The following is a 13161-nucleotide window of genomic DNA, read 5'->3' as shown; positions in this document are numbered from 1 at the left end:
TTCGCTAGTTATCATTCGGAAGACTTCAAATCAGTGTCGGGTAGAGAGTAACTGTTTTTTGTCTATACTTTTCCCCCGCAGTTGTTGACAAGATCTTGCATGTCGCTGACTAGCTGTATCGAACTTTAAATAATCAACTCAATGGAGAAGCTAACATGCCAGATTTAGAAGATTTTCTTATTAAGCTCGAGCAAGATCCGGTCGTTGCACTCAATGAGTACAACTTTAAGGTTGATGAAGAGAGCCTCGATTTCGTCCCTGGACAAATCGGGATTCAAGATGAATATAAACAGGTAGATGTAACTCTGGTAGACGAAGCGCAAACCATCAAACTGCGCGCGATGACCTCCGGCGATTCTCCCCGAAATTCTCTAAGGATTTGGTATTTACCCTGGAAGCGTTGGGACGAGGTGAACCAGATGTCAGGTGTCTCGGGAGCTACGTTGGACAATAAAGGGCCGGGGATATTTCTGACATCTCAACTCACTGGCTGCCGTTTCACCATCCAATATCACTCCGGTGATATGACCAAGGCCACGGTATTACATTTGGCAGGGAACTACGGCGAGAACCTGAAAGGTGCTCAGGCGAGGGAGAGTGTGGAGAGTGAGGCACTGACGAACGTGCCGACCGGAGGAATGCTACGCCGGCGCTATTCCATCGGTAGGTATTCGAAAAATCCGAAGTTTTTCAAGCTGCCGGTTGACGGCGTACGGACATACTATGATGGAGAAAAGGCCACTGTGCTTGGTGTGCGCGGCAAAGATGGGAAATGGAAGTTCTTTGCCCAGCAGTATGACAGGAACGATGCTTTCATGAAGGATCAAGTTAAAGTATTGTGATAGCGAGTGAAGGTTCTCGCCGCGACGACGTCAGGGTTTTGCTGAGCATTTCACTCTATCGGCGAGCGGCGAGATTAGTCATCAAGATCAGCGTTGCTGCTTTTGTCAGTTATGTTGTTAGGGAGTTGCTTCTGTTTTTTAACTTGTTCCGATCTCCGCCGACAGTCGATAATCGCTAACTTAGCCGTTACCGCCGCCCGCCAAATCCAGCTATGTACAACAAATTGATAACATTTGTCCGAGACGATATTTGGCTGTTGCACGAGCAAGATTTGCCGTATGTTCAAGAAAAACTAATCAAGTATTTAAAAATCGTTATTTTGTCCTTGCAAAGTTTCGGTCTCGATCTTTGTCAGCTACGCGCCTCCGCTTTAACCTTGTACAGCATCTTGTCGATAGTGCCGGTTATCGCCATGTTGTTCGGGATTGCCAAGGGCTTTGGCTTTGAAACCATGCTGGAGCAAGAACTGTTGCAGCGTATGCCGGAGCGAGATGCTTTGGTGGTGCAGCTAATCGGCTTTGCCAAAAATCTACTGGAAAGCGCTAAGGGCGAAGTGGTGGCCGGGATAGGCATTGTCGTGCTGTTTTGGACCATCATCAGTTTGATAGGCAATATAGAAGAATCGTTTAACTACATCTGGAAAATCGGTAAGGGCCGGACATTGGGCCGAAAATTTAGCGACTATTTGTCACTGATGCTGTTGGCGCCGGTATTGCTGATCGCTGCCAGCAGCATCACTGTCTTTGTTAGTACGCAGATCACCTGGTTTATTACCGTCATTCAATTGCCGGCGTTCGCCGGCTGGTTGGTGGTTAAGGCGCTGAGTTTGTCGCCGGTCTTGCTGATGACCGCCTTGTTTTCCTTTACGTTTATTTTTATGCCTAACCATAAAATAAACTTTCACGCCGGCATTCTCGCCGGCGTGGTGACTGGCGTTAGCTATCATCTGTTGCAATGGGCGTATTTGAGTTTGCAGATAGGCGTGTCGAGTTATAACGCCATTTACGGCAGTTTTGCGGCGTTACCCTTGTTTGTGGTTTGGCTGCAAAGCTGTTGGATGATCGTGTTATTCGGTTGCGAGATGGCGTTTTTTACCCAAAACTATCAAACCTATCGCAACAATAACCGCTTTGCCCACTTAAGTTTTGCGTTGAAAAAGCTGGTGGCCCTGCAAGTCATGCATCTGATAGTCAAAAACTTTGGCCAGTTGCAGGCGCCTTTAAGCGCCGCCGAGATTGCCGGCAAGTTGGCCATACCCATCGCGATTGTGCAGGAGGTGCTGGCGAAATTATTGCTCAGCCGCCTTATTGCCGAACTAAAAGAACCGGACAACAGCGACGAGGTCTATTTGCCGGCGGTAGATATTCATATCTTGACCATCAGCTTTGTGATCAACGCGCTGGAGCAATGTGGGCAAAACCAGTTGCCGGAAAGTAATCAGGAGCCACTGTTGATCGATGCGGTCGAAAGCTTCAAAAGCATGATCGAAGCGTCGGAGAGCAATCTGCTGCTAAAAGACATTTAGCAGCAGGGCAAGCGACGCTTATTAATCAGGCCCTTAAACTCTCTATTGAAGTAATTGCCGCGAAAGCGGCAATCCATTGTAGCCAGTGGGCTACCACCTGCGCGGGAGTATTTTAGGTCCGGACTAATAGACAGCAAAGCCTTTAGATTTGCGTGCTATCCAATGATAGTTTGGGAGATTCAGGTATTCTGAAAACGTCAAATGCGCACCGGAGTTGGCAGGTTTTTAAGTTGAGGATAGCGGCGGCTGCGGTTCGCCGATTTCGTCGATCAGCACTGTCTGGCCCACCGACAAGCTGCCGGGTTTGTCGTGCAAGGCGTTTTGCCCAAAATAGACTTTGTTTTGCCATTTGCGCAGACGATTCAGGGTCGTCAAGGGTTCTTTACCGGTTTCGGCGGTTAGCGGGTCTATGGTGGGTACAGAACAGCGCGAGCAGGGTTTGGGCAATCTAAAACCAATATCGTTGATGGTAAGCCGTCGCCAAGTATCTTCGGCATAGCTGTCGCAATCGGCGACGACTAAATTCGGCCGAAAGCGAATCATGTCAATTGCCAACGGCATGGCTAGGTTGAGGGCTTTTAGAGAGTTCTCCGACGCGATCAAAAACGGAAAGCCGTCGGAAAAAGAGGTTTGGTCGCTTTCCAACGCATAGTTAGGATCGACCTTGCGAATATCGTCATCGGTTTGGTAGACCAGCCGGCAATCGGTTTGTAAAAAATCGCTTAACCAAGCATCGGCGTTATCGCCGCAGGTCTTGGCAATACATTGGTCGTGCCAGACCACCACTTCAATATCGTCGCCGTCTTGCGCTTGTAAGGGCAGGGCTAAATCCGCTTGGTTTGGTGCCGACAAAATCAACTGTTGGTCTTCAATGCGGGTTTTGATCAACGCCATTTTTGGTAAACGGCGTTGGCTGAGGAACTGTCTATCGCCGTCTATCAGCATCCATTTTCTGTCGTACAGCAAGCCCTTGTGATCAACCGGCCAGTGTTCCACCCGAATTCCGGCCAGCGATTTGACCGGGTATATATAAATTTCACTGAGTATCGGCATGTTATTTTGCTGTTAGCTGAATAGCAGATCGGTTTGGGTATGCAGTAAATGCTCTGCTAAATGTTTTTCAATGTTGTCGAACTTGATGCCGTAACGGCGGTTTTCGCGGTCGCAATGTACCACGAGAGCCGCTATATCGAAACGCGTGCCGTCGTTAAATAGCAGATACAGGCATATACGCGTATTCTTGCCGAGTTTTTTTTCGCTGATTATCGCCGCGCCGCGGCTACTCACATCCCGCAACACGACCGGGAACAAGCGCGGAAACCAGATACTTTTGACTTTAACGGCGGCACGGATGTCGTTGCGTAGATAGCGAACCGCACTGCGCTTGTTAGACCATGAGCTATCAATCGTAACCTCTTGATCGAGAAAATCTAAAGAGAAATCTGGCTCAGACATGGCGAACGCGGCGAATGTAAAGGTGGCTAAGTATTGATGTTAAACCATTAAAATTCAATAGAGCTTGACGATTATTGACCGAGCCCGGCCGAACCGAATCCGTTAAAATAGCCCTTTTGTGTCGTTCCGTATCGGATTATGAAAAAAAGTGCGATTATTTCATTTTGTTTTTGTTGGATCGTAGCGTTGCTACTCAGCGATGCAATTGCCGCGCCTGCCAAGAAAGCGGCACCGACCAAGCCTCAGATTACCAAGCCTGCGGAACCTGCCAAACAGCTGGTCAAAATCGGCTATTTCAGTCAGGAGCGGGCAGCGCCGGCTGCCTTATCCAACCTAGATCCCTTTATTCAGAACAAAGGCCAGATCGGTGCCGAACTGGCGATTGCCGATAACAATACCACCGGCCAATTTACCGGTCAGCATTACGAATTAAGAAAAGTCGTGGTGCCGGTTGGCGGCGATTTGCAGCAGGCTTTCAAGCAACTGGGCGACGATATAGGCCTGGTGGTGTTGAACGTGCCAGCTGACCAATTAAATAAGCTGGCCGACTTGCCGGCCGCCAAAAACAAATTGTTGTTTGATGCCGCTACCAGCGACGACGAATTACGTAATACGGAATGCCGCCATCAGGTTTTGCACATATTGCCCAGCCGGGCCATGCGCGCCGATGCGCTGGCGCAATACATGCTAAAAAAGCGCTGGCAAAACTGGTTTTTGGTGACTGGTCCAACCCCGGAAGACAAGTTATACGCAGCAGCTATTAAACGCGCGGCTAAGAAGTTCGGCACCAAACTGGTTGCGGAAAAAGCCTGGACCAACGACTATGATGCTCGCCGCACTGCCCAATCCGACGTGCCGGTATTTACCCAAGTCGATGACTACGACGTGTTGGTTGTGGCCGACGAGCGGGGCCTGTTCGGAGAATACCTGGATTACCGCACCTGGAAACCACGCCCGGTGATCGGTACCCAGGGTTTGATCGCCACCGCCTGGCACAGAACCCACGAGCAATGGGGCGCGGTGCAATTGCAAAATCGCTTCAAGGACACCGCCGGTCGCTGGATGGAAGAAGAAGATTACGCGGCCTATCTGGCGGTGCGGGCGATAGGTGAAGCCAGCGTCCGCAGCAAGTCCAATCAAACCCAGGCGATCAAGGATTATGTGTTTTCCGAGCCGTTTGCGCTACAGGGTTATAAAGGCATGCCTTTGTCGTTTCGCCCCTGGGACGGGCAATTGCGGCAACCGGTATTGTTGGCCGCCCCGCGATCATTAGTGGGCGTGGCGCCGGTGGAGGGCTTTTTGCATCCCAAAACCGAATTGGATACTTTGGGCTACGACCAGCCGGAAACGGCTTGTAAATAAGCCGGTGTCGACGAAAACCACAGAGGACAGGAATGAGTGATAAACGGCGTATGGAGATCAGCCAGTCGGCGATCAGCGGCATTCTTGGCGTGGAAGAGGCGCGTCCGCAAAAGTCCGGGCCGGCGCATAAACCGTTCAAAATTCAAAGCCGTTATCAACCGGCCGGCGACCAGCCCACCGCCATTGCGGAGCTGGTGGAGGGTATTAACGATGGTGAATTGCATCAAACCTTGCTAGGGGTGACCGGCTCGGGCAAGACCTTTACCGTCGCCAATGTGATCCAGCAAACCCAGCGGCCGGCGATGATCATGGCACCCAACAAGACGTTGGCGGCGCAGTTGTACGGCGAGATGAAGGAGTTTTTTCCGGAAAACAGCGTCGAGTATTTCGTTTCCTATTACGACTATTATCAGCCCGAGGCCTACATCCCGGCCTCCGATACCTTCATTGATAAGGATGCCTCGCTAAACGAACATATCGAGCAAATGCGACTGTCGGCTACCAAAGCCTTACTGGAGCGCCGAGACACCATCGTGGTCGCCACTGTTTCGGCGATTTACGGCTTGGGCGAGCCGGAATCGTACTTCCAGATGGTCCTGCATCTGGTTCGCGGTGACATGATCAAGCAACGCGATATTTTGCGGCGCTTGGCGGAAATGCAATACACCCGCAACGACACCGAGTTGCGGCGAGCGACCTATCGAGTGCGCGGCGAGGTGATCGATGTGTTTCCGGCCGAATCGGAAGAACAGGCCTTGCGGATTGAGTTGTTCGACGACGAAATTGAACGGCTGTCGATGTTCGATCCGCTCACCGGCGAAGTCACCCAGCGCTTGGCTCGTTTCACGCTTTATCCAAAAAGCCATTATGTGACGCCGCGCGATCAATTACTCAGTGCGGTGGAAAAAATCAAAATCGAATTGGCCGAACGTCTGGAACAATTGCGCGACAATCATAAGTTGGTGGAAGCGCAACGCCTGGAGCAGCGCACCCTGTTCGACATCGAAATGATCATGGAAGTGGGCTATTGCTCGGGCATCGAAAATTATTCCCGGCATCTGTCCAATCGCGCGGACGGCGAATCGCCGCCGACGATGTTCGATTATCTGCCCAACGATGCGCTGGTGATCATCGACGAAAGCCATGTCACGGTGCCGCAGATCGGCGCAATGTACAAGGGCGACCGTTCACGCAAGGAAACCTTGGTGGAATACGGCTTTCGATTGCCCTCGGCCTTGGACAACCGGCCGCTCAGATTCGAGGAATTCGAGCAAATCTGCGGCCAGCGTATCTATGTTTCCGCCACGCCAAGTACTTACGAGAAAGAACATTCCGGGGCGGTGGTGGAACAGGTGGTGCGCCCGACCGGCTTGGTCGATCCTATTGTTGAAGTTCGCCCGGCGACCAGTCAGGTCGATGATCTGTTGTCGGAAATCACCAAACGCACTGTGGTGCAAGAACGGGTGCTGGTTACCACCTTAACCAAACGCATGTCGGAAGATTTGACCGATTATTTGATGGAGCATGGCGTCAAGGTACGTTATCTGCATTCGGACATCGAAACGGTGGAAAGGGTGGAAATTATCCGCGACTTGCGCTTGGGCGTGTTCGATGTGCTGGTCGGTATCAACTTGTTACGAGAAGGCCTGGATATACCGGAAGTGTCGCTGGTAGCGATTCTGGACGCGGATAAGGAAGGTTTCCTGCGCTCGTTGGTGTCGCTGGTACAAACCATAGGTCGGGCGGCGCGTAATGCCAACGGCAAGGCGATATTGTACGGCGATAAAATCACGCGCTCGATGCAATTGGCTATCGACGAAACGGAGCGCCGCCGGAATAAACAGATAGCGTTCAATAAAGAACATAATATCGAGCCTAAAACCATTTTCAAATCGGTGACCGATATATTGGAACTAGCCATTCCCGGTTCCGGCGGCTCGATTTCCAATGCCAGAGCCAAAGTCGCTGAGCCGGCTGGGAATTACAAGGCGATGACACCGAAACAGGCCGCGAAAGCCTTGAAACAACTGGAAGAAAAAATGTATCAGCATGCCAAGAACCTGGAATTTGAAGATGCGGCACGTGTTAGAGACCAGATTAAATTGCTTCAGGCCGAGATGGTAATTTGATGGGCTTGGGTTTGTAATTAACGCTTTGGCTAACTATATTTAGTGAATTTTGTGGGGCCATAGCTTGCAAAGCTTGGTCCGTGCAAACTAAACGACGATAGCGGATTATTAAACAGATGCTGGGAAACAGATGATACCCGCCAAAAATATACTGAACGAAAATGTTCGCGTGCTGAAAAGCGAGGTATCCAAAACCACTTATCAAGGCGTGGCTATCGCGCTTGCCAGCATTATCAGCGCGTTGCTGGCATTGAGTTATTACTACGTCGGCGAAATCTCCTTAAACGGCATCATCAAAGCGCAAACCGAAAACTATGGCCTGTGGATGCTTGAAGCGCTACCGTTTATTTTCGGGTTTTGGGGTCAATATTCCAGCTCAGTAATCGCTTATCAAGCCGGAGCTATGATTCTCGATCAGACCCAGGAGTTGCGCTCCCGCGCCGAATCGCTGGAAAAACAAGTCAGTTATTCCACCACCCATGATTCGGTAACGGACTTGCCGAATCGGGTTTTGTTCTATGACAGGGTGGAACAGGCTATTTTGGCTGCCGGCAATCAGAACAAAATGTTGTCTATATTGCTGGTGGAAGTGGCCAACTTTAAGGAAGTTTACGATACGCTGGGCCGCAACAGCAGCGATCTGATCTTGAAGCAGATCGCCACGCGCTTGCAAAGCGTGGTCTTGGGTACCGATAGCGTTGCCCGCATTGACGGCAATATTTTCAGCGTGTTGCTGTCCGCGGTCGACAACGAAACCGCCGGCCTGACATTAGCAAAAAACATTCAGGCGGCCCTGGACCCGGCGTTTAAGGTCGAACGTCTGAGTCTGGTGATTCACAGCAATATTGGTATCGTTAACTTTCCAGAGCATGGCGACGATGTCGATACGCTGGTGCAAAAAGCCGGCGTGGCACTATTTGTTGCCGGCCAATCCCACGAAGGTTACACCACTTACGCGCCGTCTTACGACGATCACAGTCCGCGCCGCCTAACCTTGATGAGCGAACTGCGCCAGGCCATCGAAAAAGAGCAATTACATATTTATTACCAGCCCAAAGTGTCAGTGGCGACAGGACACGTATACGGCGCGGAAGCCTTGGTGCGTTGGCAGCACCCCAAGCACGGCTTTATTTCGCCGGATGAATTTATTCCGATGGCGGAAAGAACCAGAGTTATCAAGCACCTTACCTCCTGGGTATTGAAACAGTCGTTTAAGCATTGCGCCGAATGGCGCAAGCGCGGCTGGGAATTGATTATTTCGGTGAATCTGTCCGCCAAGGATTTGCACGATCCGGAACTACCGGATGTGATGGCCGGCGTCGCGGCGGCAGCGAATATCAAACCCGGCTGGATGATGCTGGAGATTACCGAGAGCTCCATCATGACCGATCCGGAACGGGCGATGGAGGTGATTCAGCGCCTGAATGAAATGGGCTATAAATTGTCGATCGACGACTTTGGCACCGGTTATTCCTCGCTGGCCTACTTAAAACGTATGCCGTTGACGGAATTAAAAATCGATAAATCGTTTGTCGTCGATTTGTTGCATAGCGAAAACGATGCGGTGATCGTCAAAGCCACCATCAACTTGGCACACAACCTGGGGTTGCAGGTCACCGCCGAAGGGGTGGAAACTCAGGAAATCATGGATAAACTCAGCAGTTATAAGTGCGATCTGGCGCAGGGTTACTTGTTTAGCAAGCCGATGCCGTTCGAGGATTTTGGTGTGTGGCTGGAAACCAATCGTTAAGCTTAAAGATTTCAATATTCAGGAGCGGCAATAATGTCCACAGCATGGGCGGGTGGTACCGACGCGATTTTGGAAAGAATGGACAAGATGACCGAGCTTTTTGTCGCCGAGACGCGAAAAGCCATCTATACCGGTGAATCCGCTACCCATTGTGAGGAATGCGGCGAGCCGATCCCGGAAGCACGGCGTCAGGCGATTGCCTGTAAGTATTGTTTGCCTTGTCAAACCGAGCTGGAAAAAGGCTGATGTAGCGCTATTTTATTGAGCGCGTTTAAACGGCAGATAATTCGCTGCGTCCTGTTTGTAATGCTGAATCGCTTTTTTCTCCCGATCTACGAATTGCGCGACGGCCTTGGCAAAGCCGGCATCCTTTAGCCAATGTGCAGAATAGGTGGTGACCGGCTCGAAGCCACGGGAGATTTTATGCTCGCCTTGCGCGCCGGAATCGAAACGGGCCAAGCCGTGTTCTATGCAATAGTCCAAGCCCTGGTAATAACAGGCCTCGAAATGCAGGGCATTGTATTCCGCCTGGCATCCCCAATAGCGGCCGTATAGTGTGTCCGTACCGATAAAGCTCAAGGCCGCGCCGACGTAAGTGTCGTCTTTAATTGCCAGAACCAGCAACAACTGCTCGGGCATGGTTCGCGCGATTTGTTTAAAAAATGCCAGATTCAGATAAGGTTCGGAACTGCGTTTTAAGTAGGTCAACGCGTAAAACCGGAAAAATACTTGCCATTGGGCATCGGTGACATCGGGCCCAGCGATGCGTTGTATCTGAATGCCTTGCTCCACCACCCGACGCCGCTCACGCTTGATCATCTTGCGCTTATCGGCGCTCAGGGTCTGTAAAAAATCCGAAAACGTAGTGTAGTTGCGATTAAACCATTGAAACTGCACCCCTTCGCGGACGCTTAAACCTAAGGATTGCAGCAGCTCAAGTTGGGAATGCTCGGGAAACAAACAATGCCAGGAGGAAATGTCGAGCTGTTGGATAAAACTGAACAATATGGCGCAGACTACGGTTTGATCCACGTCCTGCGAAAATATCAATCTCTGTCCTTGGCAAGGGGTAAACGGAATCGCGCTGACTAATTTCGGGTAATAGACCAGGCCATGCTGCTGGTAAGCTTGGGCCCATTGTTGATCGAACACATACTCGCCCCAGGAATGAGTTTTCAAATACAGCGGCAATGCTGCCAGCAATTTCTGCTTGTCCATAACCAGTAAATGCGCGGTTTCCCAACCGGTCTGCGGGCAAACTGCGGCGCTTTGTTCCAGGGCGCATAAAAACTCGTGGCGTAAAAATGGGTAGTCGAGTCCGCACAGCTGATTCCATGCGACGGCGTCGATTTGCGCCATGCTGTCGATTTGTTTTACTTCCATTTTTAATCACAGTAGAGTTAAACCATCAAAATACCATCAAACCATTGCTCATGACGATACAGAAGCCCTTTTCCCAGGCTTGCGAGAACAACAAGGAAGCGATTTTACAGATCATCAAAACGGTCTTTAGCCAACCGACCACGGTTTGGGAAATAGGGAGCGGCACCGGGCAGCACGCCTGCCATTTTGCCGAGAATCTGCCGCATTTGGAATGGCAGCCTTCTGATAGGCCCGAGCATCTGGCAGGGATCCATTTATGGCGGGACGAGGCGCAACTGGCTAATCTACTGCCGCCGCTAAGCTTGGATGTAGCGGATTTGCTATGGCCGTGCGAACGAATCGATGCGGTGTTTACCGCGAATACTTTGCATATCATGAGTGGCGACGAAGTAAGGCTGTTATTTGAGCGGCTGGCGGTCTATCTGGCAGCCGATGCGACGGTCTGTATTTATGGCCCCTTCAATTACGCTGGTGCGTATACCAGCGAAAGCAACGCCGGTTTCGACCTGTGGCTTAAGGAACGGGATCCACAGAGCGGCATAAAGCATTTTGAAGAGATCATGGTTTTGGCCACCAAAAGTGGTCTGGAGTTGCAGGCCGACAATGCCATGCCCGCCAATAACCGGCTATTGGTTTTGCGGAAGAGGGCATAAGGACCTTTGTTTTCACGCTACGTTACGAAGATAGCCACGTGCTATGCTCCTGCCATCAATTAAAATTTCCCTATTCACGGAGTGGACTATGCAAAAAATAATAACGGTTTTTCTTTTAATCGCGACACTGATGCTACCCGGTTGCGGTTACAACACCTTTCAAACCCAAGACGAACAAATCAATGCCGGTTGGGCGGAAGTACTGAATCAATATCAGCGCCGCGCCGATTTGGTGCCGAATCTGGTGAATACGGTGAAAGGTTACGCCGGCCATGAGAAAGAAGTACTGGAAGCGGTGACGGCCTCGCGCGCCAAGGTGGGTAGTATTCAAGCGACGCCGGAGCTGGTGAACGACGAACAGGCGTTTGCCAAGTTTCAAGCGGCGCAGGGCGAATTGAGTTCGGCCTTATCGCGCTTGATGGTGGTGTCCGAGAATTATCCGCAACTAAAGGCCGACGCCAATTTCCGCGATCTGCAAGCGCAATTGGAAGGTACCGAGAACCGCATTACCGTGGCGCGCAATCGTTATATCGCCGCGATCAAGGATTACAACATCACCGTGCGCTCGTTCCCCAGCAATCTGACGGCGATGCTGTTTGGCTATAAAACCAAGCCCTCGTTTACCGTTGAAAACGAAAAGGCCATATCCACCGCGCCGGTGGTCGATTTTGGTAAATAACATGCGGAAGCCTGCCGGGTTTCCGGGATTTGTGGTCGCCTTTTTGTTGGTCGCTTGCCTGTTTGCGAAGGCTGTAAGTGCCGAGCAAGCGGTGCCGAGTCTTGAGCAGCGTGTGACTGATTTGACCGGCACCTTATCCGCTCAGCAAAGAACAGCCCTGGAACAACGCTTACAGGCCTTTGAGCAACAAAAAGGCAGTCAGATCGCGGTATTGATCGTCGCCAGTACCCAGCCGGAAGACATTGCGCAATATTCCATTCGCGTGGTCGAACAATGGCGCCTGGGTCGCAAGAGCGTCGATGACGGCATACTGTTGTTGCTGGCCAAGGATGACCGCGCAACGCGCATTGAGGTAGGTTACGGTTTGGAAGGCGTAGTGCCGGATGTGTTGGCCAAGCGGATTATCGATGACATCATGATCCCGTATTTTCGGCAGGGCGACTATGCAGCAGGGATAAATGCCGGCGTGGATAGCTTAATCGGCTTGATTCAAGGCGAACCTTTGCCGGCTCCTGCTGCGTCACGGGCTATGGATGGCCCGTTGAATCAATACTTTCCCTTTTTATTTTTGCTGGCGATCGCCGGCGGCGGCATTTTACGCGCGGTGTTGGGCAGGTTTCTAGGTGGTTTGATTAATGGCGGCGTAGTGGGTGTCTTGGTGTGGTTTTTGGGTGGCGGCGTATTGTTCGCATTGCTATTGGCGTTCGTGGCCTTCCTAATGACGCAAAGTAATGGTCGCGGTTTTCGTGGCGGCAGAGGCGGCGGCTTTGGTGGAGGTGGTTTTGGAGGCGGCGGGTTCTCCGGTGGCGGCGGCGGTTTTGGCGGCGGCGGTGCGTCGGGGAGATGGTAAACCATGCAAGTTTTTAGATTTATCAAACATATTTTCAGCGGTCCCTGGCGCGTGCGCTTGGCGTTTCCAAAGCACAGTTTGCAAGCTATTGAAACCGAGATTGCCGCTAGCGAAACATCGCACTTAGGCGAGATCCGGTTTGTCGTGGAGAGCGCGTTGGAGATAGGCGAGTTGCTGCAAGGTGTTACGCCGAGACAACGCGCGCTTGAAGTGTTTTCGCAATGCCGAATTTGGGATACCGAGCGTAATACCGGCGTGCTGATTTATTTGCTGCTGGCTGATCGCGATGTGGAGATAGTTGCTGATCGCGGTATAAATGCCAGGGTCGGCGAAGCGGTCTGGACCCGGATTTGTATGGGCATGGAAGTGCAGTTTAAGGCTGGTCGATTCGAACAAGGCGTAGTCGAGGGGATCGCCCAAATTACCGCTCAGCTGCAACAGCATTTTCCGGCGTCGGCCTTAGACAATCCAAACGAAATACCGAATGCGCCGATTACCCTCTGATTGCATTTTGCCGCCGATTGCAGGTGAT

General features: G+C 51.3%; 13 protein-coding genes. 10 read left to right on the top strand and 3 right to left on the bottom strand.

Annotation, left to right across the window (positions count from 1 at the left end; genetic code table 11):
* Positions 1-155: 155 nt before the first annotated feature.
* Both A1332_RS22775 and A1332_RS22770 read left to right on the top strand, forming a co-directional pair.
* Positions 156-842, top strand: coding sequence for a hypothetical protein (locus tag A1332_RS22775; RefSeq protein ID WP_064010688.1), 687 nt, complete (start codon positions 156-158; stop codon positions 840-842).
* A gap of 212 nt (positions 843-1054) precedes the next feature.
* Positions 1055-2368 (top strand): YihY/virulence factor BrkB family protein, encoded by a 1314-nt coding sequence (locus A1332_RS22770; RefSeq protein ID WP_064010687.1) that lies wholly within the window; start codon positions 1055-1057, stop codon positions 2366-2368.
* A gap of 225 nt (positions 2369-2593) precedes the next feature.
* On the opposite strand, the gene A1332_RS22765 is transcribed toward A1332_RS22770, so the two are convergent.
* Both A1332_RS22765 and A1332_RS22760 read right to left on the bottom strand, forming a co-directional pair.
* On the bottom strand, positions 2594-3421 hold the full coding sequence (locus A1332_RS22765) for an MOSC domain-containing protein (RefSeq protein ID WP_064010686.1): 828 nt from the start codon (positions 3419-3421) through the stop codon (positions 2594-2596).
* A 12-nt stretch (positions 3422-3433) separates the two neighbouring features.
* Positions 3434-3823, bottom strand: a complete 390-nt coding sequence (locus A1332_RS22760) for a PilZ domain-containing protein (RefSeq protein ID WP_064010685.1) — start codon at positions 3821-3823, stop codon at positions 3434-3436.
* Between the two features lie 138 nt (positions 3824-3961).
* Between A1332_RS22760 and A1332_RS22755 the strand changes: the two genes are divergently transcribed.
* The 4 genes from A1332_RS22755 to A1332_RS22740 all read left to right on the top strand — a co-directional run bounded on the left by A1332_RS22755 (position 3962) and on the right by A1332_RS22740 (position 9310).
* On the top strand, positions 3962-5185 hold the full coding sequence (locus A1332_RS22755; RefSeq protein ID WP_082879839.1) for an ABC transporter substrate-binding protein: 1224 nt from the start codon (positions 3962-3964) through the stop codon (positions 5183-5185).
* Between the two features lie 32 nt (positions 5186-5217).
* Positions 5218-7314, top strand: a complete 2097-nt coding sequence (gene uvrB, locus A1332_RS22750; protein WP_231890396.1) for an excinuclease ABC subunit UvrB — start codon at positions 5218-5220, stop codon at positions 7312-7314.
* A gap of 130 nt (positions 7315-7444) precedes the next feature.
* Complete coding sequence (locus A1332_RS22745) at positions 7445-9064, top strand: putative bifunctional diguanylate cyclase/phosphodiesterase (protein WP_064010684.1); 1620 nt, start codon at positions 7445-7447, stop codon at positions 9062-9064.
* A 33-nt stretch (positions 9065-9097) separates the two neighbouring features.
* Positions 9098-9310 (top strand): TraR/DksA C4-type zinc finger protein, encoded by a 213-nt coding sequence (locus A1332_RS22740; RefSeq protein WP_064010683.1) that lies wholly within the window; start codon positions 9098-9100, stop codon positions 9308-9310.
* A 12-nt stretch (positions 9311-9322) separates the two neighbouring features.
* Here the strand turns inward: A1332_RS22740 and A1332_RS22735 are convergent, their stop codons facing one another.
* Positions 9323-10447 (bottom strand): GNAT family N-acetyltransferase, encoded by a 1125-nt coding sequence (locus tag A1332_RS22735; protein WP_064010682.1) that lies wholly within the window; start codon positions 10445-10447, stop codon positions 9323-9325.
* Between the two features lie 50 nt (positions 10448-10497).
* On the opposite strand from A1332_RS22735, the gene A1332_RS22730 reads away from it, so the two are divergent.
* The 4 genes from A1332_RS22730 (at position 10498) to A1332_RS22715 (ending at position 13133) form a co-directional block, all read left to right on the top strand.
* On the top strand, positions 10498-11100 hold the full coding sequence (locus A1332_RS22730; RefSeq protein WP_064010681.1) for a DUF938 domain-containing protein: 603 nt from the start codon (positions 10498-10500) through the stop codon (positions 11098-11100).
* Between the two features lie 88 nt (positions 11101-11188).
* Complete coding sequence (locus tag A1332_RS22725) at positions 11189-11779, top strand: LemA family protein (protein ID WP_064010680.1); 591 nt, start codon at positions 11189-11191, stop codon at positions 11777-11779.
* A gap of 1 nt (position 11780) precedes the next feature.
* Positions 11781-12629, top strand: a complete 849-nt coding sequence (locus A1332_RS26380; RefSeq protein WP_064010679.1) for a TPM domain-containing protein — start codon at positions 11781-11783, stop codon at positions 12627-12629.
* A 3-nt stretch (positions 12630-12632) separates the two neighbouring features.
* Complete coding sequence (locus tag A1332_RS22715; protein ID WP_064010678.1) at positions 12633-13133, top strand: TPM domain-containing protein; 501 nt, start codon at positions 12633-12635, stop codon at positions 13131-13133.
* Positions 13134-13161: the final 28 nt, after the last annotated feature.

The sequence above is a fragment of the Methylomonas methanica genome (assembly GCF_001644035.1).
GTDB classification, from domain to species: Bacteria; Pseudomonadota; Gammaproteobacteria; order Methylococcales; family Methylomonadaceae; genus Methylomonas; species Methylomonas methanica_A.
This window is presented reverse-complemented; position numbering and strand designations above follow the sequence as displayed.

Bases quoted from the DNA above. Each gene is read 5' to 3' on its own strand.
- A1332_RS22775 (WP_064010688.1), top strand. From the start codon at position 156: ATGCCAGATTTAGAAGATTTTCTTATTAAGCTCGAGCAAGATCCGGTC.
- A1332_RS22770 (WP_064010687.1), top strand. From the start codon at position 1,055: ATGTACAACAAATTGATAACATTTGTCCGAGACGATATTTGGCTGTTG.
- A1332_RS22765 (WP_064010686.1), bottom strand. From the start codon at position 3,421: ATGCCGATACTCAGTGAAATTTATATATACCCGGTCAAATCGCTGGCC.
- A1332_RS22760 (WP_064010685.1), bottom strand. From the start codon at position 3,823: ATGTCTGAGCCAGATTTCTCTTTAGATTTTCTCGATCAAGAGGTTACG.
- A1332_RS22755 (WP_082879839.1), top strand. From the start codon at position 3,962: ATGAAAAAAAGTGCGATTATTTCATTTTGTTTTTGTTGGATCGTAGCG.
- uvrB (WP_231890396.1), top strand. From the start codon at position 5,218: ATGAGTGATAAACGGCGTATGGAGATCAGCCAGTCGGCGATCAGCGGC.
- A1332_RS22745 (WP_064010684.1), top strand. From the start codon at position 7,445: ATGATACCCGCCAAAAATATACTGAACGAAAATGTTCGCGTGCTGAAA.
- A1332_RS22740 (WP_064010683.1), top strand. From the start codon at position 9,098: ATGTCCACAGCATGGGCGGGTGGTACCGACGCGATTTTGGAAAGAATG.
- A1332_RS22735 (WP_064010682.1), bottom strand. From the start codon at position 10,447: ATGGAAGTAAAACAAATCGACAGCATGGCGCAAATCGACGCCGTCGCA.
- A1332_RS22730 (WP_064010681.1), top strand. From the start codon at position 10,498: ATGACGATACAGAAGCCCTTTTCCCAGGCTTGCGAGAACAACAAGGAA.
- A1332_RS22725 (WP_064010680.1), top strand. From the start codon at position 11,189: ATGCAAAAAATAATAACGGTTTTTCTTTTAATCGCGACACTGATGCTA.
- A1332_RS26380 (WP_064010679.1), top strand. From the start codon at position 11,781: ATGCGGAAGCCTGCCGGGTTTCCGGGATTTGTGGTCGCCTTTTTGTTG.
- A1332_RS22715 (WP_064010678.1), top strand. From the start codon at position 12,633: ATGCAAGTTTTTAGATTTATCAAACATATTTTCAGCGGTCCCTGGCGC.